The 24,174-nt window shown below is 64.9% G+C and carries 17 protein-coding genes and 1 tRNA gene; 8 read left to right on the top strand and 10 right to left on the bottom strand.

Annotated elements, in window-relative coordinates:
• The first annotated feature begins 55 nt into the window (after positions 1-55).
• Complete coding sequence (locus FSY45_RS15840; protein WP_012836807.1) at positions 56-748, top strand: DUF3047 domain-containing protein; 693 nt, start codon at positions 56-58, stop codon at positions 746-748.
• 10 nt (positions 749-758) lie between these two features.
• Here the strand turns inward: FSY45_RS15840 and FSY45_RS15835 are convergent, their stop codons facing one another.
• Together FSY45_RS15835 and FSY45_RS15830 are read right to left on the bottom strand one after the other, a co-directional pair.
• The gene (locus tag FSY45_RS15835) at positions 759-2,711 is read right to left on the bottom strand and encodes an MFS transporter (RefSeq protein ID WP_003065635.1); all 1,953 of its coding nucleotides are present in this window, start codon (positions 2,709-2,711) and stop codon (positions 759-761) included.
• 105 nt (positions 2,712-2,816) lie between these two features.
• Entirely contained in the window at positions 2,817-3,617 is an 801-nt protein-coding gene (locus FSY45_RS15830) for a hypothetical protein (RefSeq protein WP_046461450.1), read from the bottom strand.
• Positions 3,618-3,727: 110 nt separating this feature from the next.
• Between FSY45_RS15830 and FSY45_RS15825 the strand changes: the two genes are divergently transcribed.
• From FSY45_RS15825 to FSY45_RS15805, 5 genes are all read left to right on the top strand, one after another.
• Positions 3,728-4,459, top strand: a complete 732-nt coding sequence (locus FSY45_RS15825; RefSeq protein WP_003065639.1) for a helix-turn-helix transcriptional regulator — start codon at positions 3,728-3,730, stop codon at positions 4,457-4,459.
• Positions 4,460-4,659: 200 nt separating this feature from the next.
• The gene (locus tag FSY45_RS15820; RefSeq protein WP_003059306.1) at positions 4,660-5,064 is read left to right on the top strand and encodes a YXWGXW repeat-containing protein; all 405 of its coding nucleotides are present in this window, start codon (positions 4,660-4,662) and stop codon (positions 5,062-5,064) included.
• 209 nt (positions 5,065-5,273) lie between these two features.
• Entirely contained in the window at positions 5,274-6,284 is a 1,011-nt protein-coding gene (locus FSY45_RS15815) for a tripartite tricarboxylate transporter substrate binding protein (protein ID WP_046461451.1), read from the top strand.
• Positions 6,285-6,496: 212 nt separating this feature from the next.
• Positions 6,497-7,960: an NAD(P)-binding domain-containing protein gene (locus FSY45_RS15810; protein ID WP_046461452.1), complete on the top strand. Its 1,464-nt coding sequence runs from the start codon at positions 6,497-6,499 to the stop codon at positions 7,958-7,960.
• A gap of 15 nt (positions 7,961-7,975) precedes the next feature.
• Positions 7,976-9,130: a peroxidase-related enzyme gene (locus FSY45_RS15805; protein WP_003065652.1), complete on the top strand. Its 1,155-nt coding sequence runs from the start codon at positions 7,976-7,978 to the stop codon at positions 9,128-9,130.
• Positions 9,131-9,345: 215 nt separating this feature from the next.
• Here FSY45_RS15805 and FSY45_RS15800 read toward each other — a convergent pair whose 3' ends face one another.
• From FSY45_RS15800 to FSY45_RS15785, 4 genes are all read right to left on the bottom strand, one after another.
• Positions 9,346-10,596: an FIST N-terminal domain-containing protein gene (locus FSY45_RS15800; protein ID WP_003065653.1), complete on the bottom strand. Its 1,251-nt coding sequence runs from the start codon at positions 10,594-10,596 to the stop codon at positions 9,346-9,348.
• 72 nt (positions 10,597-10,668) lie between these two features.
• Positions 10,669-11,556, bottom strand: a complete 888-nt coding sequence (locus FSY45_RS15795) for a PhaM family polyhydroxyalkanoate granule multifunctional regulatory protein (protein ID WP_046461453.1) — start codon at positions 11,554-11,556, stop codon at positions 10,669-10,671.
• A gap of 127 nt (positions 11,557-11,683) precedes the next feature.
• On the bottom strand, positions 11,684-12,199 hold the full coding sequence (locus FSY45_RS15790; protein ID WP_003065656.1) for a copper chaperone PCu(A)C: 516 nt from the start codon (positions 12,197-12,199) through the stop codon (positions 11,684-11,686).
• Between the two features lie 139 nt (positions 12,200-12,338).
• Positions 12,339-12,740, bottom strand: coding sequence for a hypothetical protein (locus tag FSY45_RS15785; RefSeq protein WP_046461454.1), 402 nt, complete (start codon positions 12,738-12,740; stop codon positions 12,339-12,341).
• A gap of 115 nt (positions 12,741-12,855) precedes the next feature.
• On the opposite strand from FSY45_RS15785, the gene FSY45_RS15780 reads away from it, so the two are divergent.
• Both FSY45_RS15780 and FSY45_RS15775 read left to right on the top strand, forming a co-directional pair.
• Positions 12,856-13,515 (top strand): glutathione S-transferase, encoded by a 660-nt coding sequence (locus tag FSY45_RS15780; protein WP_046461455.1) that lies wholly within the window; start codon positions 12,856-12,858, stop codon positions 13,513-13,515.
• Between the two features lie 44 nt (positions 13,516-13,559).
• Positions 13,560-13,973, top strand: a complete 414-nt coding sequence (locus FSY45_RS15775; protein WP_003065663.1) for a VOC family protein — start codon at positions 13,560-13,562, stop codon at positions 13,971-13,973.
• A gap of 221 nt (positions 13,974-14,194) precedes the next feature.
• Here FSY45_RS15775 and recD read toward each other — a convergent pair whose 3' ends face one another.
• The 4 genes from recD to FSY45_RS15755 form a co-directional block, all read right to left on the bottom strand.
• Complete coding sequence (gene recD, locus FSY45_RS15770; RefSeq protein WP_148748115.1) at positions 14,195-16,300, bottom strand: exodeoxyribonuclease V subunit alpha; 2,106 nt, start codon at positions 16,298-16,300, stop codon at positions 14,195-14,197.
• A complete protein-coding gene (recB, locus tag FSY45_RS15765) occupies positions 16,297-20,106 on the bottom strand; it encodes an exodeoxyribonuclease V subunit beta (RefSeq protein ID WP_046461457.1) in 3,810 nt (1,269 codons plus the stop codon). Before recB ends, recD begins: the two co-directional genes overlap by 4 nt.
• Complete coding sequence (gene recC / locus FSY45_RS15760; protein ID WP_046461458.1) at positions 20,103-23,690, bottom strand: exodeoxyribonuclease V subunit gamma; 3,588 nt, start codon at positions 23,688-23,690, stop codon at positions 20,103-20,105. Before recC ends, recB begins: the two co-directional genes overlap by 4 nt.
• A 239-nt stretch (positions 23,691-23,929) precedes the next feature.
• Positions 23,930-24,005: transfer RNA gene (locus FSY45_RS15755), tRNA-Phe, on the bottom strand.
• Positions 24,006-24,174 lie beyond the last annotated feature (169 nt).

Raw genomic sequence — 24,174 nt, 5'->3', positions numbered from 1 at the left:
CCTGCACCAACCTTCACGCTGGCAAAGCCGGCTTGCAGCAGCGCTCGCCACGGCCATGTCCACGCTAGCTGTCTCGGCACTGGCGCAGGGCAGCAGCATTCCTGCTTTTTCGCAGATGCCGCCGGGCCCTCTGGGAGGGCCCTGGCACTTTGCCACCCTGCCCAACAAGAACCCGACGGCCTTCAATGTGGTGGACCAGGATGGCGGGCATGTGCTGCGCGTGAGCACACAGGACGCCTATGGCAATATGGTTCACACGCTGCACCTGACTGCTTCGCCCGATCTGCAACTGCAGTGGCGCTGGCGCGTGGATCAGCTGATCGACAAGGCCGATATCAAAACCAGAGCCGGTGACGATGCGGCGCTCAAGCTCTGCATATCATTCGACTTTGACAAATCGCAGCTGAGCTTTGGTGAACGGGCCAAGCTGCGCCTGGGAAAAATCAGCACTGGAGAGGATATTCCGGCCGAGACGCTGTGCTATGTCTGGGACAACAAGCAACCCACAGGCACGGTCATGCACAACGCGTTCACGCATCGCATGCGCTATATCGTGCTGCAAAGCGGCAGCACGCACAAAGGCCAGTGGGTGGCGGAACAGCGCAACCTGGCGTCCGACTATCTGCACGCCTTTGGCGACGAGTCCCAGGCCATGCCCACCATCATCGGCGTCACCGTCTCGGCAGACTCGGACAACACCCATGGCGAAGGACTGGCCTACATGGGTGATATCCGGCTCCTGCCCTGATCTTTCCGCCTCAACGCCGGAGCAAATCCGCCACGTTCTGCTGCAGCAGGGCCGGCGTGACAGAGGCAGCCGCCACGGGCTCGCCCACTTCCAGCCCCACGCGATTGAACAGGCCGCGGCGCAGCGGTTTGACCATGGCCACATTCCTGCCGCCGCGCAGCTCGATGCGGCTGAAGTAGGAGCCCCAGAGATTGGTCAGCGCCATGGGAATGACGGGAACCTGCAGGCCGTCGTCTCGCGCATGGTCGAGAATCTTCATGATGCCGCCCTTGAAGGGTTGCAGCTCGCCATTGAAGGTGATGCCGCCCTCGGGGAAGATGGCCAGCAGATCGCCCTCGCGCAGCACCTCTGCGGCGCGCGCAAAAGCCGCTTCATAGGTCGCAGGGTCCTCCTTGTGCGGCGCGATCGGAATCGCCTTGGCCAGCTTGAACAGCCAGCCCAGCACCGGCGTCTGAAAGATGCGGTGATCCATCACGAAGTGGATGGGGCGCGGGCTGGCCGCCATGAGCAAGATGGCGTCGACAAAGCTCACATGGTTGCAGACCAGCACGGCCGCACCATCGCGCGGAATATGCTCGTCGCCGCGCACCTTGAAGCGGTAGACAAAGTGGGTGATGACCCAGGCCACAAAGCGCAGCAGATATTCGGGCACCAGCAGGAACACGTAGAGCGCCACGATGGCGTTGGCAATGCCGGTGATCAGAAACACCTGGGGAATGCTGCAACCTGCGGCCAGCAGGGCACCGGCCAGCACGGCCGAGGCGATCATGAACAGCGCGTTCAGGATATTGTTGGCCGCGATGATGCGCGCGCGGTGCGTGGGCTGGCTGCGCATCTGGATCAGCGCATACATGGGCACGCTGTAGATGCCCGCCGACAGCGCAAGCAGGCCCAGATCCAGCATCACGCGCCAGTGTTTGGCCTCTCCAAAAAAGGCGTTCACGCCCATCAACTCGGAGGGCGGCAGCGCGCGCGTGGCAAAGAACAGATCAATCGCAAACACGCTCATGCCAATCGCGCCCAGCGGCACCAGGCCGATCTCCACCTGACGACGGCTGAACACTTCGCACAGCAGCGAGCCGATGCCTATGCCTACCGAGAAGATCACCAGCAGCAGCGATGCCACATGCTCGTCGCCATGCAGCACCTCCTTGGCGAAACTGGGGAACTGCGAGAGAAACACCGCGCCGAAAAACCACATCCAGCTGATGCCCAGCAGCGAGCGAAACACCACGGGCTGCTGGCGTGCCAGCTGGAGGTTGCGCCAGGTTTCGGTGAACGGGTTCCAGTTGATGACCAGGCCCGGATCGGTCGCCGGCGCATGAGGGATGAACTGCGCGCAGATGCGGCCCACGACCGCGACGGCCACGCAGGCCATGGCGACCTGCATATGGCCGACCTCGGGCACGGCGATCAGCAGGCCGCCAGCGACCTGACCGAGCAGGATGGCGACAAAAGTGCCCATCTCCACCATGCCGTTGCCGCCCGTGAGTTCGCGGTCGTTGAGCACCTGGGGCAGATAGGCGAACTTGACGGGGCCGAACAGCGTGGAGTGCAGCCCCATGAGGAACACGCACAGCAGCAGCACCGGCACATTGGCCTGGACAAAGCCCCAGGCCGCGATCAACATGATGGCGATCTCGAGATTCTTGACCAGGCGGAACATGCGGGTCTTGTCCCACTTGTCGGTCAGTTGCCCCGAAGTGGCCGAAAACAGCAAATAAGGCAGGGTGAACAGCGCACCGATCACCAGGCCCGCCATGGAAGGCGGCAGCCACGAGACGCTGAGCTGATAGGTAACCATCACCGTGAAGGCGAACTTGAAGAGATTGTCATTGCCCGCACCGGCAAACTGCGTCCAGAAAAACGGCGCAAAGCGGCGCTGGCCCAGCAGGGCGAACTGGTTGGGGTGGGCATGCTGCTGTGCAGCGGCGGCCGTATGCACGGTCGGCGTGGAATTCATGGATCTCTCCCTGTGGCGCTGCTGGCATTGTGCCAACTTGCCCGGATTTTTTTGTAGGTTTTATGCGGCTGACGCTTGTTGAACATGCGCCCGCCGCTATGAATATTACGACTCGCGCCACTGGAGCAAGGCACGCAGCACAGGCCATGCGGCAGCGGCGGCCATCCAGTGCTTGAGGCTGTGGCCGGAGATTGAGTGCGCGGTCACATCGAAGACATCGCCGTCCGAGAACTCCAGCAGCTTGGCAACGAGGTACAAGCCGAGAACCCAGCCCAGCTCCATGGGCAGCGCATGACGACGCGGTGCCACAAAGGCCAGCCACAGGAGAGTCAGCATGCCGCCGCCTTGCACCAGCACCCAGGGCAGCACATTGCTGGTCTGCGCCCAGACCGCCACGCTGGCAGGTGCGGCCACCAGCAGTACTCCGGCAGTGATGCGGGCGCTGATGTCGTCAATGCGCGTCTGTACCGCCAGGCCCAGCAAGCCGGCGAAAGCCAGGCTCATGCCCAGCCGGTCCCAGACCAGGCTCGAATCCTGCGGTGCCCAGTGATAGTACGCAGACCCTGCCCCCGAGCACAGCAGGCCCGTGAAGAACAGGGCGCACAGGGCACGCGCCGTGCCGTTGAGCTTTTGATAGTCGGCACGCGCCAGTGCGACCCAGCCCGCCAGTCCCGCCAGCACAAACCCCAGATTGCTCAACACATCGGCCGCATGCGGCACGCCCAGCCAGCCGCGCCGGTCGGCAAAGGCGTGGTAGTGCTCGGGCTGAGCCATGCCAGGCATCAGCAGCGCCAGCGTGAACAGCAAGGCCATGCCCCCGAACAAGGCAAAGCGCTGCTCCAGCGTGCCCGAGGTCTCGGGGCTCGTCATTTCCACGGCCGGTATCGATGAGTTGTGCAGTTGCATGGTGCGTCCCTTTGTGTTTGCCGCGCAGTATGGAAACCCGCCGGTTCAACGGCATCGATCTTCTAAACTTGCGCCATATCGCTGCACTGCCAGTACTACCAACCGATACCATGAGCACAACCGCCGATCTCGTCACCGCCATCAAGAAAGAACTCAAGGCCGCGCAGATGACCTATGCCGACCTGGCCCAAGCCATAGGCATGGCCGAATCCAGCGTCAAGCGCATGCTGGCCAAGGGCGACATGCCGCTGTCGCGCATCGACGAGATCTGCCGCGCCCTGCACCTAGACTTTGCCGATCTGGCCCGCAATGTGGCCGACAGTCGACCGCTGCTGCAGCAGATCACGCGCGAGCAGGAGATTGCCGTTGTTGCCGACCGCAAGCTGCTGCTCACGGCCATCTGCGTGCTCAGCCAATGGACGCTGGAGCAGATAGTCGCCACCTACCGCATCAGCGAGCCCGAGGGCATCGGCTATCTGGCACAGCTGGACCGCATCGGCATCATCGAGCTGCGTCCCGGCAACCGCTACAAGCTGCGCCTGGCCAAGACCTTCCGCTGGCAGACCAACGGCCCGGTGATGGACTTCTTCCGCGAGAACGCCGTGCTGGACTACTTCGGCGGCACTTTTGCCGGCGAGGACGAGACCATGCTGCTGGTGCATGGCTCCATCGCCCCCAGCCTGGCGCCCAGCTTCGTGGAACGCATCCAGCGCATCGGTCAGGACTTTTCGCAGCAGCATCTGCAGGATCAGCGCCTGGGGCCCAACAAGATCGAGGGCTACACCCTGGTGCTGGGCATGCGCAAATGGGAGCTGCCCGCCTTTGCGGCCTTGCGCCGGTAGACGGCCACTCCCAAATATGTAGCTAAATGCGCTTGCTGCATCTGCATCAGCCGCCTGTTTTATACATTCTTCACCAAGCAGACACACAAGATTGCAAGACTTCGCACGGCGGCAACCCACGGTTGACGCTGGCCTTCCAACATGGAGCCCAAGGGATGCCTGGACCCACTGGCAACCCGCTACCCATGAAGGAGGCGTATATGCTGACAATCCGCAACACCATCCATACCGTCGCTGCCGCAGGCGCACTCGCCTTGCTGGGCTTTGCCGGCAGCGCACAGGCCCAAAGCGCTTACTGGGCGGGTGCCAGCCAGGGCGCCTATGTGAACGTGCAGTTCAACGCACCGCCCCCGGTCCGCTATGAAGCCGTGCCCGCTCCGCGCCGTGGCTATGTCTGGGCTCCGGGTTACTGGGAGCCGCGCGGCCATCGCCATGTCTGGCGCGCCGGCCACTGGGTGCAGAACCGCCCCGGCTATGTGTACCGCCAGCCCGTCTGGGTGCAGCACGGCAACCGCTGGGACTACCGCGCCAGCCGCTGGGACAGGGATGGCGACGGCGTGCCCAACCGCCATGACCGCAACCCCCACAACCCCTATCGCCGCTAAAAGCCTGTTGACGCTTTAGGCCTTGATCGCTCCCTCCGCTGGCCTTCCGAGTCATCACTTTCCAGCGGATTTCAGCCCATGTCTCGCAAGAGATCTGGGCTTTTTTGCATTAACCCCACAAGCTTAATGCTGCATAAGCATATAGAAGCAAATCATTAAATTACGGACACAATTCACAGCATTCAAGGTTCCTCTGGACAAGTCCCATCATGCGTTTGCTGCCCCGTTTCATCTCCGGTCTTGTTGCCACAACGGCGGCCGCCGCCCTGCTTCCCCTGGCCAGCCAGGCGGCCGACCCCGGCGCCGCCAGCTATCCGCATCAGCCCATCACCATGATCATGGGCTTCAACGCAGGCTCCGGTGTGGACGTGATCGGCCGCGTGGCGCAGGAGCCGCTGGGCAAGATTCTGGGCCAGCCCGTCATCATTGACTACAAGAGCGGCGCCGCCGGCAATATCGGCAGCGAGTTCGTGGCCCGCGCCAAGCCCGATGGCTACACCATCTACTTCGGCACCGCCGCCACCCATGGCAGCAATGCCGCGCTCTACAAAAAGCTGCCCTTCGACGTGGAGGCCGACTTTGTGCCCGTGGCACCGCTGGTGGACGTAGCCAATGTGCTGACCATCAATCCCAATGTGATCAACGTCAAGAACCTCAAGGAGTTCGTTGACGAGGTCAAGGCCCATCCCGGCAAGTACAACTACGCCTCCACCGGCAATGGCGCAGGCACCCATATGGCGTTTGCCGAGTTCAACTCGCGTCTGGGCCTGGACATGGTTCATGTGCCCTACAAGGGCGGCCCCGAAGCCATCACCTCGGTGCTGCGCGGCGAGACCTGCTGCATCATGAACCAGGTGCAGACCGTGCTGAGCCACTACAAGGCCGGCAAGGTGCGCCTGCTGGGCGTGACCACTGCCAAGCCCGTGGAAGCCGTCAAGGAAGTGCCCACCATTGCCGCCAGCGGCCTGCCGGGCACCAAGGGCTTCAACAGCTCCATCTGGTTCGGCATCTTCGCGCCCAAGGGCACGGACCCGGTCATCATCAAGAAGCTCAACCTGGCGGTCAACGACGTGCTCAAGCAGCCCGAGGTGCGCGAGCGCTTTGTCTCCCAGGGCAACACCATCCGCGAAGAGACACCCGAGCAGTTCAAGAAGACCGTGCATGAAGATCGCATCAAATGGGCCAAGGTGGTCAAGGATGCCAAAATCAGTATTGACTAACACCCCCTGAGCGGCCCTGCCGCTTCCCCCTTTCTCTACGCGCTGCGCGCCAAGGGAGAGGAACGACACCCTCGGTGCGGGGCGGCGGGGCCGCCCAGGCCCTTTCTCGGTGTCTCTCGCTTGGTCCTGCTTCGAGTTCAAGCAGTGTTAAGTTATCGGTGTTTGTTTGATGCGTCTGCGGCTCAAGCCTCAGGCGCTTTTGGGTTTTAGCTATGTCAATTTCACCTTCTACGACAGCCACCACATCGGGACTGGCAACGCTGGAAGAACGCCTGCGTGACGACTTCGTCACTCTGGGCTGGCCTGCCAAGGCCTGGATTCCCCCTTCCACGCGCAAGGGACTGCCGGTGCATGACGTGCTCGTCATCGGCGCCGGCCAGGCCGGTCTCGCGCTCAGCATGGCGCTGCAGCAGGTCGGCATCAAGCCCGTGCTGCTGGACAGGTCTGCGCCAGACTTCGAAGGCCCATGGGCCACCACGGCGCGCATGGAAACCCTGCGCTCGCCCAAGGAGCTGACCGGCCCTGCCATGGGGGTTGCAGCCCTGTCCTTTCGCGCCTGGTTCATCGCCCAGTTCGGTCTCGATGCCTGGACAGTGCTGGACAAGATCCCGCGCCTGCAGTGGATGGACTATCTGCGCTGGTACCGCCGCGTGACCAATGCCGACGTGCGCAACGGCCACGAAGTCGTTTCCGTGCGCCCGCAGGCCGATGGCGTGGTGGAAGTCGATGTCAAGGCCAATGGCGTGACCGCCACCTGGCAAACCCGCCGCCTGGTGCTGGCCACGGGCCGCGACGGTCTGGGCGGCGCCACGGTTCCCGCCTTCATGCGGGGCGTGGACAGGAAGTTCTGGGCCCATTCCTCCGATGCCATGGACTACGCCACGCTGGCGGGCAAGCATGTGGGCGTGGTCGGTGCCGGGGCTTCGGCCATGGACAGCGCGGCGACGGCTCTCGAAAACGGCGCGGCCAGCGTGGACATGCTGATCCGCCGCCAGCAGCTGCCGCTGATCAACAAGTCCAAGGGCTCGGGCGTGCCCGGCCTGACCCACGGCCAGTATCTGCTGCCCGATGCCTGGAAATGGCGCATCCGCCACTACATCAACGCCCAGCAGGTGCCGCCGCCGCACGGCAGCACGCTGCGCGTCTCGCGCCATGACAACGCCTTCTTCAACCTGGGTTGCGCCGTGCAGAGTGTGGAAAAAGCGGGCAACAAGCTGCAGGTGCAGACCTCGGCCGGCGTGTTCGTGCTGGACTTTCTCATCGTCTCTACGGGCTTTGCCATCGACTGGAGCCTGCGTCCCGAGTTTGCCGACATCGCGCCGCATGTAAAGCTGTGGAACAGCCGCTTCACGCCCGAGACTGGCGATGAGGATGCCGAGCTGTCGGCATCACCCGATCTGGGGCCGCTGTTCGAGTTCCAGGGCGAGCTACCCGGTCTCGACCGGATCCACTGCTTCTGCTACCCCGCTGCGCTCTCGCACGGCACGGTGTCGGGCGATATTCCCGCCATCAGCGACGGAGCACGCAAGCTCGCGCAAGGTCTGGCCTCGCTGTTCTATCTGAACGATATCGAGCAGCACTTCGACAAGCTCAAGGCCTATGCCGAGCCCGAACTGGACGGCACGGAATGGACCGCCGCCGACAGCGCCGCACGCATCCGCCAGCTGCAACCCTAAATCAAGAGACTTCGCATGACAGACACCATAGACCGACTGGCCGGCCTTGAGCAAGGCAGCCCCACATTCACCACCCGCCACGAGCGCGAAAAAGTCGCTCTGGCCACCCAGGCCTGCGAAGACCTGCTGCTGGGCAATCAACTGGACAGCGCGCTGACCCAGGCCGAGCGCCTGGTGCTGGCTGCCGAACAGGCCCGCGTCAGCGGCGTGACCGTGTTGGAAGCCGAATACCGTGCGCGCGCCGAGGCCCTGGGCGACGCCATCACGCCCGAGCTGCGCTCCATCCTCGATCAGCCCGGCGCCCAGACCGGCAATGCGCGCCTGGACGCCATGCTGCACTTTGTGCGCACGCTGGCCCTGAACCCGGCCCAGAGCGATCAGGCTGCGCTGCTGGCCATTCCAGCCGCCGGACTGTCGCTCAACGACACCGTGCTGCTGGCCCAGCTGATCGGCTTTGTGGCCTATCAGGCCCGCCTACTGGCGGGTGTGAAGGCCATGGGCGAGCTGGGCGGCGTGACCGAAGCGCCTGCCGCCCAGCCTGTCGATGCCGCGCCCTTTGTCCACCCCGCCAACCTGCCGCCGCCCGGCGAGCCGCTGCGCCGCAACGGCTTCACCAGCGAAACGCTGGACTGGAAGGCCTGGCTGCAGGTGCTGGACCCCCGCACCGCCACGCCCGAGCAGCAGCATGTGCTGGAAGTCAGCCACCCCAAGGCTAAGAGCATGGACTTCTATCTGCTGCTGGCCCGCCAGCCCCAGGTGCTGCTGGAGCGCTCCCAGGCCTTCAACGCCATCATGTATGCGCCCGGCGGCCTGTCCCGCGCCGAGCGCGAAGTGGCGGCCACGGCCGTCTCTCGCTCCAACGGCTGCGTGTACTGCGCTTCGGTGCATGCCCAGCGCTTCGAGCAGCTGGCCAAGCGCAACGATGTGATGGCCCAGCTGTTTGACGAGCCCGAAACCGCCGGCACCAATGCCCGCGAGCGCGCCATCATCCAGGCTTCGCTGACACTGACGCGTGCGCCGGGCGGCTTTGGTCCGCAGAATCTGCAGCCGCTGCGTGATGCAGGTCTGTCCGATCTGGAAATCCTGGACATGCTGCACTCAGCCGCACTGTTCGGCTGGGCCAATCGCCTGATGCTGAATCTGGGCGTGGAACTGTATTCCACCCCCTGAGCGGCCCCGCCGCTTCCCCCTCTCTGCTTCGCGGAGGGGGACGATGCCATCGCCGCGACACGGCTCTTGCTCGGCATCGCTGATTTCAGGCCGCGCCAGCTTTTGGGGTGAACATCTTTTTTTGATAGCTGCTTGTGCCGATTAATTCATGACTTCAGAGTCAATTGATTTTGAAAACCATTTGAATCAAACGTTAGCAGCTATCAAATTTCAGGCTATTTACCGGTGAACACCGTCAGCACGCCGGCCAGCTGATGCACATGCGCATCCATCAGCTGTGCCTCGGCCACCAGGCCGATCAGAGGCACCGGCCCCAGCGCATGGCGCAGCAGCTTGAGCTCGGCATCGGCTCCGCCAAACAGCTCGCTGCCTCGGCCCTTGCTGCTCACATAGATCGCACCGCGTATATGCTGGGGCTGGGCCGCCTCGGCCATGGTCTCGGGGCCGGCATCGGCAAAGTCGGGCTGCAGCGCATCCTTGAGGGCCGCGCCCATCTGCATCAGCTCATGACGGGCCGCGCTGCTCTGGCGCTGGCAGAAGATCACCGTATGCTCGGCCTCCACGGGCGACGACAGCGCAACGCCCTGGCGCACCGGATCCAGCCCCACGATATGCAGCACCTGGGCCTCGTCGGTGAGCGCGCCGCGCTCCAGACCCCGGCCCAGCGGGGCAATCGCGGCCTGTGTCTTGCGCAGTTGCGACAGCGCAGCCTGCCAGCCGCCTCCTGCGCTGGGGCTGGCTTCCACATCCAGCATCTGCAGCAGTCGGGGCAAGGCAGGCTCGCCTTCGAGCTCCAGCACCACCGGGCCTCTGGCCTCGGTAATTTCGAGCCCCGCACCCAAAGGCGCGCAGCCCTGGGCCAGTCTTGAGATACAGGCTACATCGGCATCGAAGGCCACGCCGGAAAAGCCGGCATGAAAAATGCCGACGCTGGCCTGCGCCCTCAGCCGGGGCAGGTCTTCGGCACGACAGGCGAACTGCACGCCCTGCTCGCTGCTGAGCGCCCCGAACAGATTTCCAGAGCTGATGCGCTCGGACAGCTCCAGCAGCAACTCAGCGAGATCAGGCTGATCGATGCTGGAGTGCACCAGGGCCGAATGCGCCTCGAATCCGGCTTCGGCACCGCTTTGCGCCAGCGGTGCCACGCCGGAATAGACGCGGTAATGGGCGGCAGGCAGGTCCAGCAGCATGACCGCCAGCGAGGAGCTTTCGGAATACTCGTGCTCCATGGCCAGTACGGCGTGACCGGAGCTGCCCACCCAGTCGGTGACCTGGGGCAACTCGCGCGCCAGCAGCGCCAGCAAGGGCTGCGCATGGGGCACCAGCCCCTGCGCGATATAGACCAGACCCAGCCGGTGCGGCTGCAGTGACTGGCGCAGCAACTGCCCACGCAGCTGCAGCACGACTTGCTCAGTCGCAGCGCGCCAGTCTTCATGGCTGGCATGAGCGACGGGAAACAGTGACATAAGCCCTCCTGTTCTTGCTGGAGCGTGGATGCCTTGCATCCACGATTTTCCACCTTAGCGGGAAGGGATTGCTCAGGGCTTGCGCGAGGTAGCAGAGGTTTTGGCTGCAGTCTTTTTGGCGGCAGGCTGCTTGGCAGCAGTTTTTTTAGCGGCTGCCGTTTTGCTGGCTGCCGTTTTGGGTTGACCGGTCTTGGCCGCCGCCTTGCGTGCAGGCCTGGGCTCGGCTGCCGCGGCGCTCTTTGCCGCACCTGTCGCCGCAGTTTTTGCCGCAGCTGCAGCGCCAAAACCGCCTGCCTGTGCCATCACCTTTTCCATGGTGGACTTGGCAAAACCGCTGGCCATCTCGGTGGCGCGCTGGGCAGCGGCCAGCGTCTCGGGCGGAACGGGCTCTACCATGGCCTTGGCCGCAATCTGCTGGAACTGCTGGGTCAGCGCTCCCCACCATTGCATGGCCTGGTTCAAGGCAGCCTGAGAAGGCGGCTCTGCCTGAGCCTTGGCATGGTTCTGCTCCTCTTGCGCCGCAGCCTGTACTTCAGGCTCGGGCGCAGGGCTTGCCAGCGGCTCTGCAACCGCAGCCTTGGCCGTGGCACTTCCCATGGGCCAGCCGGCATTGCCGGTCGCTGCGGGCTCTGCCGGCGCTGCACCAGGGAAAGGAAAGGACTTGGCCAGCTCGCTCATGCTGACATTCATGTCCTTGAGCGTGGACAGCGTCATGCGCTGCACTTCCAGCGCCTGGATGGTGGCAGCCAGGGCGCGGCTGTTTTGCTCCAGCCAGAACTGCACGGCTTTCAGCTCGGCAATGCGCTTGTCAACCTCTTCCACGCTTACGGTGGGAGCCACCCATTGCGGCACGCGGCCCATGGGATTGGCCGCAGCGCCAGCGCTTTGCGCCAGCCCCTGCAGAAAATCAAAGCCGGGAATGAACTTGCCGAAACCAAATGCCGATGCGTCGCCGCTCATAGTGCTCTCCACTGCAGGGATGGATACCAGAATCCGCATCCGGACAAGACCGGACGCGGAACTAGCTTACTGCACTTGCGATGTTTGCTGCAAACAAGGGAGCAGGTCGCGCGCCTGGCTCAAGTCATCAATGCTGATGAGCGCCATGACCCATATGCTGGTGCCCGGCACCGGCCGCCGCAGGGGCGGCCACGCGCACCGGCAGTTGCAGGCTCAGGCGCGACACTGCGCCCTTGGCATCCTTGAACACCAGGGTCACGGGCACCTGGCTGTCCTTGACCAGCGGGGCCTTGAGCTGCTGCAGCATCAGGTGATAGCCGCCGGGCTTGAGATCCACGGCCACGCCCTGAGGCAGATCCAGGGCCTCGATGGCGCGCATGCGCATCACATCGCCCTCCATCTTCATCTCGTGCACCTCGGCCACGGCGGCGGCCGTGGTTTCCACACCCACGAGCTTGAGCGGCTCCTGGGCCGTCAGGCGCATAAAGGCCCCCGAAGCCTGCTGACCCGCCACGCTGGCGCGGGCCCAGGCGTTCTCGACCTTGACATGGGCCGCATCGGCATGGGCCCAGGCGGCCCCCGAAACCAGCAGCGAAGCGACCAGCGAACCCAGGGCCATCACGGTAAAACGACGCGTATTCATGAAACCATCTCCATTCAAATTCAGTCTGGACTTACGCAAACAAGAGTGCATCAAGATGGTCCCCTTGAAACCAAGCCCTTGCTTGAGCCCGATTTGCATAAGTCGTGTCAATCTCAAATCGATCTGAGACGCTTGACCATCAAGCGCCCTCAGCTATGTTTTTCAGGGTTTCAAAGGGCGGCGCACGTACGGGCGGCAGGGTGGAGACAAAAGCTCTGTGAGCGACATCGGCCCAGGGCCGGGCATCGACAACGGCGCGGTGACTGCCAGGATCTGGCTGCTGCGCTGGCGGCGGCGCCAGCAGCGGCAGGCACAGCGCGCAATCCAGTCCATGTGGGGTGGCGGCATCGTCGCTGGCGGGGCTGGGCACCCAGTGTGTGCTGCCGCTGGCCGTGCACACAGCCTCCCAGCCGGCAGGCGGCGTGGCGCGCGCCCAGGGCGTGAGCATGCTGACCAGCAGCACGCAGAACCACGCACCCAGCACCCTGCGAACCAGAAGGGCTGCCGGTTTGTGCCGAGGAGGGTGTGCGCGCCAATGCATGGAGCGATTGTAGAAGCCGGCCCGCTATCCGGTTGGCGACGCAGGGCTTGCGCCACTTGCCTCTACGATAACTGGCCACGTATACCTATTCACAACCACCGATCAGGAGACAAGCATGCTGACTTTGTGCGGATTTTCGGCCAGCAACTACTACAACAAGGTCAAGCTGGCCTTGATGGAAAAGCAGATTCCCTTCGCCGAGGAGCTGGCCTGGCTGGGCAGCACCAACCCCGAGGAATCTCCGCTGGGCAAGGTGCCGTATCTGCGCACCCAGCATGGCGCCATCAGCGAGTCCGACGCCATCATCGAATATGTGGAAACACTGTCCAACAAGGTGCCGCTGCTGCCCGCAGACCCCTTTGCTGCCGCCAAGGTGCGTGAGCTTTGCGTCTATCTGAACCTGCACCTGGAGCTGGTGGCGCGCAACCTCTATCCCCAGGCCTTCTTCGGCGGCAAGATCAGTGATGGCACACGCGACAAGACGCTGGAGCAGTTGAAAAAGAACATCGCAGCCTTTGCCAAGCTGGCCCGCTTCGATACCCCGTTCATCGCGGGCGACAGCTTCACGCTGGCCGACTGCAGCGCCATCGTGCATCTGCCGCTGGTCAGCAGCGCCAGCAAGATCCTGGGCGGCAGCGATCTGCTGGCCGAGCTGCCGGTGCGCGACTATCTGGCGCGCATGAGCGAGCGTCCCACGGTGCAGAAGGTCAACGCCGACCGCAAGCGAAACACCGAGGAGCTGATGGCACGCATGCAGGCCAAGGCTGCGCGCTGAAGTGTGCCGGGTACGGGCCCGGTGATGCTACGCTTGGGCCCATCATGCAAAGCGCTTTTCATCTTGCCTACCACGTGACCGATCTCGACCAGGCCCGCCGTTTCTACGGCGGCGTGCTCGGCTGTCGCGAGGGTCGCAGCACCGACACCTGGGTCGATTTCGACTTCTTTGGCCACCAGATCTCCCTGCATCTGGGTCAGCCCTTTGCCGTGAGCAACACCGGCAAGGTCGGCAACCATATGGTGCCCATGCCCCATCTGGGCGTGATCCTGCTCAAGCCCGACTGGCTGGCCCTGGCCGAACGCCTCAAAGCCGCCGGCACCACCTTCATTCTGGAGCCGCAGGTGCGCTTTGAAGGCGAGCCCGGAGAGCAGTGGACCATGTTCTTCACCGACCCCTGCGGCAATCCGATCGAGGTCAAGGGATTTGCCAACTGGGACGCGGTTTACGAACACTGATCCCCTCTGAGCCGCTTCGCGTCTTCCCCCAAAGGGGGACGACGACCTTGGCTGCGGGGCGGCCCTAGCTGGCCGTCTCGCGCTTGGACTGCGCCAGTGTCACTGGCTCATCACTTCGAGCAAAGCCGGATGGGAAACCTTTATAGGTTGAGCGAAATCGGCCTCCAGTGTTACCTGGATTGCGGTCACTGCTATCAAAGCAGAGCCTCACCCCTAGGCTACTACGCACGTTCCATGAATCCCAGCAAACCGCTGCTGCGCTGCGTGGGACTGCCCATCGCCGACACCAGCAGGCCGGGCACTTCGGTCCACAGCGAAAACGCCTTGCGCGCCCGCGTGATGCCGGTATAGACCAGCTCGCGGCTGAGCACATTGCCGCCCTGCGCGGCCAGCACCAGCGCCGTGTGCTCGAACTCCGAGCCCTGGCTCTTGTGCACCGTCATGGCAAATGCGGTCTCCACATGGGCCAGGCGCGCCGTGCTGACATGGTGCAGCTGCTCGCCCTGCATGAAGTACACGCGCAGCCGCGCCGGGTCGGCAAAGCTGGGCAGGGCCATGCCGATATCGCCGTTGAACACGCCCAGCTGCGCATCGTTGCGCGTGACCATTACCGGACGACCCATATACCACTCGCCTTCCTTGCGTATGGCGCCCATGGCCTGCAAGGCCTGCTCCACCGCGCGGTTCAGGCCCGCCACGCCCCAGTTGCCGTCGCGCACGGCGCACAGCAGGCGGTAGCGGTCGAAGGCGGCCAGCACCTCCCTCACCCATTGCTGGTGCTCGGCCTCGGTGGCAAAGCCGCGTCCCTTGCCCTGCCCATGTTGTGCCAGCACCTCGGCATAGGCGGCATAGCTGGCCATGCCGCCACGGCCTTGCACGGCGCTGCGCACCACGGCCTCGACCTCACCGCCTTCGCGCGCCCAGAGTTCGGCATGCGGGCCGGCCTGGGTCTGCGTGCGCAGCAGCGCCATGGCAGAAGGTGCATCGCCGGCATTCACGGCCTGTGCCAGCAGACCGATAGGGCCGCCAAAGCGACGGCTCTCGCGCAGCATGACGGTGTGCTGAGCCAGCGGCAAGGCCCTGGCCGGCGCCAGGTACTGTGCAGGCAGGGACTGGCCCGTCACGCGCTCGACATAGGTCGCGGTGTCCGGCGCGTAATTGCCCCGCTGCGCATCGCGGCACAGATCGCCCAACACGGCACCAGCCTCCACCGAGGCGAGCTGATCCTTGTCGCCCAGCAGAATCAGGCGCGCCGTAGGCGGCAGGGCCTGCAGCAGTGCGGCCATCATCTCGAGGTGGATCATGGAGGCCTCATCGACAATGAGCACATCCACATCCAGCGGATTGCCTGCATGGTGGGCAAAGCGCCGCGTGTCAGGCCTGGCCCCCAGCAGCGAATGCAGGGTGCGTGCCGCCCCCATGCGTTTGACCAGCGCTTCCAGATCCAGCTCGCGGCCCACGGCCTCCTTGAGCTCCAGCAGCGAGCTATCGATGGACTGCTTGAGCCGCGCCGCCGCCTTGCCGGTTGGCGCAGCCAGCGCGACGCGCAGCTGCGCGGCATCCGGCGCCGTAGCAAACAGCAGCGCCAGTAGGCGGGCCGCGGTATAGGTCTTGCCCGTGCCCGGCCCGCCGGTGATGACGGACATATGCCCCCGCAGCGCCAGCGCGCAAGCCAGCTTTTGCCAGTCCACCGCATTTGCGGCAGCGGCAGCGGCAGCGGCAGCGGCAGACGAGCTGAAAAGCCGCCCCAGCCATTCGCGCACCCTGGGCTCGTCAAGCACCACCGCATCGGCCGCCGTACGCTGCGCCATATGGGTGGCCACGCTGCGCTCATAGTCCCAGTAGCGGCGCAGATACAGCAAGGGCGCAGCGCCGTCCAGCAGCACCAGCGGCTGACCTCGGTCTGCCACTACCGTTCCCGGCTGCACGACACGCACCACGGGGCTGCGGCGCAGGGCCTGCAGCCAGTCAGCCAACCGGCCGGGCAATTGCTCCCATAGCGATTGCTGCAAGCGCTCTGCCTCTTTGGGCCAGGCAAGAATCTGATTGGGATCGCCAGCCAGCGCCTTCAAGGGCAGGCAGCTGTGACCGCGCCCCTCCATCTGCGCCAGCACGGCGGTGGCCACCAGCAGTTCAGGTCCGGCCTCTGCGTCCTGCGCGGCGACAAAGGCCGCCAGGGCGCTGTCCAGGCGGCGCAGCAGGCCCGCGTCGGCCAGTCGCTCCAGCGCGGCCAGCCAGTCCGTCGTGCCTAATGCAATCGTGTCGCCATCCGCGGGGGCTGCAAACAGGTCCAGCGTCTGCAGATCGGCTTTGCGGCGGCCCTTCATGGCTGCTCCTCCCTCAATTCTTTCTCGTTATCTCCAAGAAGCGCCTCCAGCCCGTCCAGCAGCGCCAGCGGCGGCTTCAGCACATGCATGCCGGCGGCCTCGCCATCAAGACCGCGCAGGAAGAAATAGAGCGCGCCGCCCAGTTGTTCCCGGGGGTCGTAAGCCGCGCCCAGCCGGCTTTGCAGCAGGCGGTGCAGAGCCAGCAGATACAGCGCAGCCTGCACGTCATAACGGTGCTCAAGCATGGCCTGCTCCAGCGCCTGAGGGGCGTAGGCCGCGCCGTCCTGGCCCAGGTGGTTGGTCTTGTAATCCAGCACCCAGTAACGGCCGCCATGGTGAAACACCAGATCGGCAAAGCCCATCAGCATGCCGTGCAGCTCGCGCTCGGGCAGCACCGGGCGCGGCTGGCCGGCAAGGATGTGCCGGCGGCACAGCGCGTCGATACGAGGTGCCGACAGGCGCCGCGCCGGCAGCCAGAACTCCATCTCGGGCAATAGCGCATCACCTTCGCCCAATTGCGCCAGCGAGACGCCGAGCGGCGCCAGCGGCTGGTGCACCACGGCGCGCAGCCACTGCAGCACATCGGCGGCCTGCTCCTTGCGGCCCGCGCGCTCGCAGCGGCGCAGCAGTCGGGCCGCCAGGGGTTCACTGTTGCCAGGATCATCCTCGGGCAGCAGCGCAAAGTCCTCTGCGGCCAGCCATTCCAGCTGGTCGTGCAGGAAATTGCCCACCACCGGGCCGCGCATGAAGCGGTGCCACACCGCAGCATCGCTGCGCGCACCGGCGGCGAATCTGGTCAAGTTGGGCAGGGCAGTCATGACGTCGTTGATGACGCCCAGGTCCAGCGCAGCTTCACCCGCTTCCTGGGCCTGCAGCGCACGCTCGTCCTCGGCGGGACTTTGTGCGGCCACCGGCAGGACTGGCAGGCTGGGTGCGGCCATGGCGCGGGTCAGCGACGAAAAGCTGCCAATGCCCCAGCGGCGGTCGAACTGCGCCTCGTACACGGGCGCGGCGGCCAGGGCGGGCAAGGCCTGCGCGGCCACATAGCGCGAGGCCAGGGGCAGTTCGGCCGGCAGATCCACGACGGCGATCTCCATGCAACGCTCGCTCAGGGCCTGTATGCTGGCGCGCCAGCTGGCTGCGGCCTGAGAAACATCTCCGGCCAGCAGATAGCCTGCCGCACCCTGTTCGTTCACACAGTTTTTGCTGTTGCCGCGTTTCATGGGGGCCAACCCCATCCACAGTGCATGGCGCGGGCGGGTCAGCGCCACATAGAGAAGGCGCAGATCCTCGCGCAGGCGTTCCTTGTCGGCCTGCGCCAGCTGTGCATCGTCGTAGTCCAGCACCAGCTCGCGCGCGGGTGCGCCATCGATCTGCACGGGCAGCGAAAGATAGGCCGCCTTGCCGTCCACAGGCCGGAAGCTGCCGCCGAACGGCAGGCAGACCAGTGGGTACTCCAGCCCCTTGCTCTTGTGCACGGTGACGACCTTGACCAGATCAGCATCCGATTCCAGCCGCACGATCTGTGCATCGCCGGCCGCGCCCGGGCTCTCGATCTGGGTGGCCAGCCAGCGGATCAGCGCCTGCTCGCCCTCCAGCTGGGCACTCGCGCCTTGCAGCAGCTCGGCCAGGTGCAGATAGTTGGTCAGACGGCGCTCGCCGCCCATGTCCTTCAGCCAGCGCGCCGGCAATTCAAAGCGGTACAGCGTCTGGCGCAGCATGGCCAGCACGCCCAGGCGCTGCCAGAGACTGTGCAGTTCCTTGAGCAGCTCGCTGCGCGCATCGAAGGCCTCGTCATCGCTGGCCAGCCAGGCCAGCTCGTCAAACGACAGACCCATCATGGGCGTGGCCAGACCGGCACGCACGGCCAGTCCGTCCAGAGGCGCGGCCACGGCACGCAGCCACAGCAGAAGATCCTGCGCCTCGCCGCTGGCGAAGACCGAGTCCTGATCGGAGAGATAGACCGAGGCCACATTGCGCCGCGCCAGTGCGCGGCGCACGGCTGAGGCCTCCTTGCCAGTGCGCACCAGCACCGCGATATCGGCCGGACGCAGGCGCTGCAGCGGCTGGCCGGCTTCGGCAAAGCCCGTGGCACCGTCCATCAGCCACTGCACGATCTGGCTGGCGCAGAACTCCGCCCCACGGCGGCGGATGTCGTCATTGCTCAGCGGCTCATCGCTGCTGCCATCCCAGGCAATGGTCAGTGCGGCCATGCGCTGGCTGCGCTGCATCAGCAGCTCCTTGCGGCCATTGGCCTTGACGCTCTCGAACGGCAGCGGATTGCTTTGCCCGGCGCGGAACATGAACGCCCCCTCACCTTCGCGCCCTTCAGCCTGCACAAACCATTGGTTGACCGCATCGACCAGCGCCTCGGTGGAGCGGAAGTTGGTGTCCAGCACATAGTGGCGGCCCTCGGTCGCCTGCCTGGCCTGCAGATAGCTGTAGATGTCCGCACCACGAAAGCCGTAGATGGACTGCTTGGGGTCGCCGATCAGCAGCAGTGCGCTGCCCGCGCTGTTGTCTGCCGTGCGGTAGATCTGGTCGAACAGCCGGTATTGCAGCGGCGAGGTGTCCTGGAACTCGTCAATCAGCGCCACCGGGTACTGGGCCAGGATGCCGGCTTGCAGCGCGGGGCCGTTGTCGCCAGCCAGAGCCGCATCCAGGCGCTGCTGCATATCGGCAAAACCGAAAGTGCCGGCCTGGCGCTTGAGCCACAGCAGGCGCTGCTGCACGTGGACTGCCGCATGCAGGCGCAGCGCCACATGCAGGGAAGGCAGCTGGGCCAGGGCCTGAAGCAGTTGCTCCAGCTCGGCAGATGCGGGAGGCAGCTCCACCTGCGCATCACCCTTGCGCGCTTCATCCAGCCCGGCAGGCACCAAACGGGTGGCACCCGTCTTCATCGCCGCCGCCAGCCCATCGTGCGGCGCGGCAGCCCACTCCCGCAAAGCTTTCAGCCAGTTCTTGTAGTTGGCAGGCTTGAGCTTCAAACCATTCCAAGCACTTTTGTTGGTGGCCAACTGGCCGTCCAGCCAGTCTTCCAATTGCTGCGCTTTTTGCTCCCAGCCATCGCCAAGCATTCGCAGTTGCTGAGCACGCTCAGCCTGGGTCTGCGCAATGCATTCACCCAAGGTTCCGGCGCCCGCCGTGGCGGCTATGTTTTCACGCAGCAGCGACTGCATATCCTTGACCAGGGCCTGCACATCGGGCCAGACCTGCAGCGCCGCCTCCAGCACCTCGCCCGAAAGCGGATAACACTGCTGGCGCCAGTAATCCTGTGCAGCCTCGGTCTGACGCTGGCTTTCATCGGCCTCCAGCGTTTCATCAAACAGATTGCCGCTGTCAAACGCATGCTCGCGCAGCATGCGCTGGCACCAGGCGTCTATGGTGTGGATGGCGGCATCGTCCATGCACTGCGCAGCCATGTCCAGCCGCCAGGCAGCTGTGTCGCGCAGCTCGCCTTCGGCATAGGCATCGCGCAGGTCGCGCAAGAAGCTGTCGTGCGCCGCCGGTTCGGCCTCGCCGCGAAAGCATTGCACGGCCTCGATCAAGCGGGCACGGATGCGGTCCGACAGCTCGCGCGTGGCGGCCCGCGTGAAGGTCATGACCAGAATATCGGGCGGCATCAAGGCCCGGGCAAAGCCGTTCTCTGCGCCATGGCCCAATACCAGCCGCAGATAGAGTGCGGCAATGGTCCAGGTCTTGCCTGTGCCCGCACTGGCTTCGATCAGGCGCGAACCCCAGAGCGGGAAATGCAGGGGCTGCAGCGCCTGGCTGCCGGGCTTCATGGGGTTGGCGGGCGTGCTCATGCCGGCTCTCCTGGTTGTTCGTCCTGGTCTGCGCGATGCAACAAGGGCAGATCCTCGGTCTGCACCTGCGCAGCCAGCCAGTCATGCAGCGGGCCATAGACCTGCTTGGCCAGGACGTGGAAGCGCAGATCGGCCGTCAGTGCCTCCCAGTCGGGGTAGCAGCGCGCCCAGCTGGGGTCTTCGCATTCGCCGCCCAGCATGTAGCCGCCCTCGTAGGCCTGTGCGGCGACGCTCAAATCGTCCAGGCCGGCTGCGATGGCGGCTTTGAGAGGCAGCGGCAAGGGCTCGTTCTGGCCCGCCAGCCACAGCTGCATCAAGGCTTGCAAACGCTGCGTGGCCGCCTCCGGCTCCAGCGGCTGCACCCAGACCAGGGTGTCGCGTGCGATCACGCACATCAGCGTGTCGCTGCCCGTGCTTGAAAGCGCCAGACTGCGCACATAAACGGGCAGCAGCTTGTAGGCCTGAAGTTCGCGCTTTTTGTTCAGCAGCGTGCGCGGCTCCAGCGCGAACCAGCAGCGGCTGTGGCCCGCATCCGAAGACGGCTCTTCGCGCTCCTGCAAGCCATCCATCCAGTCGTCCAGCGTGACCGCACCGGAGTGCAGCAACAGCCGCTCGCGCGGCGCCGCATGGGGCCATAGCCGCATCTGCTGCTGCCAGGCCAGCAACGACGGCGTGGCCTGGGCCTGCAAGACATCGGCCTCGCGCCTGCCAAGACCTGCCAGCGGCAACACGCCGGCACGCCCCAGGCGCTGCACCTGGCGTTGCACCTGCAGGCCCACGTCCAGCGCCGCATCATGCGCCAGCTGCGTGCGCACGCCTTGCTGCAGCTGCTGAATCAGGCCGTAGGCGGTCAGGCCATCGACGCTGAAAAGCTCATCGTCCTCCAGCAGCTCCTCGTCCTGTTCAAAGCGCACCTGCAAGCGATTGCGCAGAAAGCTGCGTGCGGGATGGCGCAGAAATTCCGTCAGGCGCGCCAGCGTCAGCGGCACTTCGGGATCGGGCTCGAAGGCAGCCACGACCGGCAGCACCTGCGCTGCCCGCTCTTCATGCGCGCCATACCATTCGCGCGCGAAGGTCGACAGCTCTGAAGCCTGTTCGAAATAGCGGCGGCTAAAGGGCTGCAAAGGATGCTGGCGGGTACGCTGGGCCAGCAGCAGATCTCCGCGCTCGCTGGCGGAAAGGCCTGAGCTGCCTTCACCCTGCCAGCCCTGGCTCAGATAGTCGCGCAGCTGCGAGACCAGCACCGAGGGGGGCTGCTCGCTGTTGTCGCGCACATGGCGACCGGCCCAGCTGATATAGAGCTTGCTGCGGGCCGACAGCAAGGCATCCAGCATCAGCTGGCGGTCATCGTCGCGGCGCGCGCGATCACCGGGGCGCTGCTGGCCGGGCAAGGCCATCAGATCGAAGTCCACGCGCGTGGCGCGGCGCGGGTAGTCGCCATCGTTCATGCCCAGCAGACACACCACTTCGAAGGGGATGGCGCGCATCGGCATCAGCGTGCAGAAAGTCACGCCGCCGGCGCGAAAACGCTGGTTGAGCGCGGGCTCGGACAGGGCCTGCAACCAGGCCTCCTGTGCCACTTCCAGCGGAATGAGGGCCTCAAAACCCGCTTGCTCGCAGGCAGCCTGCCAGCCGACCAGGGCCGTGTCGAGTGCGGCGCACAAGGCCTGGTCTTCATCGCCCTGCGCGACAAAGAAGTCGTCCATCAGACTTCGAAAACGCTGGGCCCAGACCTCGGGAGCCGCAGCCGTAGCAGCCGTTTGCCACCACTGCAGCATGCGCCCCAGCAAGCTGGCCAGCGATCCGGCCAGCTCGGCTGTCAGGCCGCCCACTTCGTCATAGGGCTCCATGCCGGCAAACACCTGTGCCTCGTCGAAGGCGGCCTCCAGCGCCGGCCCGCTGGCATAGCCCAGCAGCATGCGGCGCAGGCCGAACCAGGCGCTGTTGGGATCACCACAGGCCGCCAGGCCCAACTGTGCTCGCTGCGCATGGTTGAGCCCCCAGCGAATGCCCGCACCGGCCATCCAGTGCGTGAGCTGGGGCAGATCGTCGGCCGCCAGACCCACGCGCGCCGCCACGGCGGGGACATCGAGCAGGTCGCACAACTCGCTCAGACGGCAACGCTGCTGCGGCAGCTTGAGCAGCCATTGCAGCGCCGTCACCAGCGGACTGCTGGCACGCGCGCCCACGTCGGCGATATCAAACGGAATATGGCGCGCATCGTGGCGACCGTACTGGCCGAACACGGCGCGGATGGCGGGCGCAGCCTCTTCGATCGACGGCAGCATGACCACCACCTCGCGCGGCGCCAGCACAGCGCGGCCCGCAGCGGCAGGCTCGGCCAGCCATTGCAGCAGCTGGTCGTGCAGCACTTCGAGCTCGCGCACCAGGCCATGGGCCTTGTGAAAGACGATGGACTGGTCGGCCGCCGCGATCTCGACCGCAGGGTGCTCCGACATGGGCACCAGATCGCGAATGCGCTGCTGCACCTGGGCCAGCAGCGGTGCGTCGATCAGCTCGCTCGCGTCGGCCTCGTCATACACATCCACACGCGGCCAGCCCCATTGCACGGCCGTGTCGCCCGTGGTGTCGAAGGCATCGAGCTGGCGCACATAGTCGCGGCTCTGCCGCCCCCATGCCGCCAGCAGCGGATGGGCATGGGCATGCATGGCCGCCAGCGGAATCTGCGCCAGATCCTTGCCGCCCTTGTCGGCATGGCGGCGGCGCTGCTGGCGCAGCAGCTCGCGCCCGTCGATGGCATCGGCCCAGTGAAAGCGGCAAGGGTTGGGCACGGCAATCAGCACCTGGCTGTGCTGGGCAATGCCGCTCAAAAACTGCATCAAAGACAGCGGCATCTGGCTCATGCCGAACACCACCACGCGGCGCGCCAGCGGCGTGACGGGCGGCTGACCGCTTTGCAGCGTGTCCAGAATCCGCGCCAGCAGGGCCGGGCGGGTGGCGGCACGCTCCTGCTCATCGAGTTCGGCCAGCACCTTGCGCCACAGCTGGGGCTGCCAGAGCTGCCCTTCGGGCACTGGCTCGTCGGGGCGGCCCGCTGTACGCAGCACATCCTCGCCCTGCTCCCAGGCGGCCAGCCAGTCGGCGCGGTAGATCTGGTACTGATCGAACAGGTCGGCCAGCTTTTCGGCCAGCTGCAGCAGACGCTGCGGCTCGCCAGGGCGCAGAAAGTTGGCAATCGGTGCGAACGCAGGCTCGCCCAGGCATTGCGGCAGCAGACGCATCAGGCGCCAGATCATGGGCGTCTTGTCCAGCGGCGATTCACGCGGCACCTCATGCCTGCCCAGAATCTGCCGGTAGCTGCGCCAGACAAAGCGCGCCGGCAGTTCGACCTGTGCAGCGGCGCACACGCCCTGCTGCTCGGCCATGCGCATCTTGAACCACTCGGCCATGCCGTTGCTTTGCACCAGCACGATCTCGGGCTCCAGCGCCTGCAAGGGATGCGCCGCCAGCCAGGCCAGCACGGTATCGGCCAGCGCCTCGGTCTGGTTGCCGTGAATGGCGATCAGGCCCGGCTGCCAGTTAGCTGCCGGTTGCGACGCCCTTGATTGCTGCTCTGCTGTCACACGCGCTCCTGTGCCTGTCTGTGCACGATGAAAGCTGCAAGCTTAACGGCAGCATGCAGGCGCTATCAAATGAAAAGCTGGTTGCGCTTATCCATAAAGCAAACTAGAGCTGAAACGCCTTGAAATCAAGCAAAGAAAAGCGCAAGCCGCTCTACTTTTATTACCAACAGCCCATCGCGGACATTCCGAGGCTGCAATGAGAAAAGCCCCGGATCATTGCTGATCCGGGGCTTTAAATTTGGTGGCCTGGGACGGAATCGAACCGCCGACACAAGGATTTTCAATCCTCTGCTCTACCGACTGAGCTACCGGGCCTGTGCTGTCCAGCAACTTGAATTTGCTGAAGCGGCGATTATAGGCATATTTTTCTGCATCCTGCCCCGCCTGGGCATTCCAGCCCCAAGCATTCGCCGGCCTGCTATGCCACCGAAAAAGCAGGTCCGGATGCAGAAAAGCCCTGAATCATTGCTGATCCAGGGCTTTG

Origin of the sequence: Comamonas sp. Z1 (assembly GCF_008121555.1) — a bacterium.
In the GTDB taxonomy this organism is placed as follows: domain Bacteria; phylum Pseudomonadota; class Gammaproteobacteria; order Burkholderiales; family Burkholderiaceae_C; genus Comamonas; species Comamonas thiooxydans.
Note: the sequence above shows the minus strand (reverse complement) of the source record. Positions and strands in the feature narration are given on the sequence as shown.

Coding starts and splice junctions, on each gene's coding strand:
- FSY45_RS15805 (WP_003065652.1), top strand. CDS start 7,976: ATGACAGACACCATAGACCGACTGGCCGGCCTTGAGCAAGGCAGCCCC.
- FSY45_RS15800 (WP_003065653.1), bottom strand. CDS start 10,596: ATGTCACTGTTTCCCGTCGCTCATGCCAGCCATGAAGACTGGCGCGCT.
- FSY45_RS15780 (WP_046461455.1), top strand. CDS start 12,856: ATGCTGACTTTGTGCGGATTTTCGGCCAGCAACTACTACAACAAGGTC.
- FSY45_RS15785 (WP_046461454.1), bottom strand. CDS start 12,740: ATGCATTGGCGCGCACACCCTCCTCGGCACAAACCGGCAGCCCTTCTG.
- FSY45_RS15815 (WP_046461451.1), top strand. CDS start 5,274: ATGCGTTTGCTGCCCCGTTTCATCTCCGGTCTTGTTGCCACAACGGCG.
- FSY45_RS15810 (WP_046461452.1), top strand. CDS start 6,497: ATGTCAATTTCACCTTCTACGACAGCCACCACATCGGGACTGGCAACG.
- recD (WP_148748115.1), bottom strand. CDS start 16,300: ATGAAGGGCCGCCGCAAAGCCGATCTGCAGACGCTGGACCTGTTTGCA.
- FSY45_RS15775 (WP_003065663.1), top strand. CDS start 13,560: ATGCAAAGCGCTTTTCATCTTGCCTACCACGTGACCGATCTCGACCAG.
- FSY45_RS15795 (WP_046461453.1), bottom strand. CDS start 11,556: ATGAGCGGCGACGCATCGGCATTTGGTTTCGGCAAGTTCATTCCCGGC.
- FSY45_RS15825 (WP_003065639.1), top strand. CDS start 3,728: ATGAGCACAACCGCCGATCTCGTCACCGCCATCAAGAAAGAACTCAAG.
- FSY45_RS15835 (WP_003065635.1), bottom strand. CDS start 2,711: ATGAATTCCACGCCGACCGTGCATACGGCCGCCGCTGCACAGCAGCAT.
- recB (WP_046461457.1), bottom strand. CDS start 20,106: ATGAGCACGCCCGCCAACCCCATGAAGCCCGGCAGCCAGGCGCTGCAG.
- FSY45_RS15820 (WP_003059306.1), top strand. CDS start 4,660: ATGCTGACAATCCGCAACACCATCCATACCGTCGCTGCCGCAGGCGCA.
- FSY45_RS15840 (WP_012836807.1), top strand. CDS start 56: ATGTCCACGCTAGCTGTCTCGGCACTGGCGCAGGGCAGCAGCATTCCT.
- FSY45_RS15830 (WP_046461450.1), bottom strand. CDS start 3,617: ATGCAACTGCACAACTCATCGATACCGGCCGTGGAAATGACGAGCCCC.
- FSY45_RS15790 (WP_003065656.1), bottom strand. CDS start 12,199: ATGAATACGCGTCGTTTTACCGTGATGGCCCTGGGTTCGCTGGTCGCT.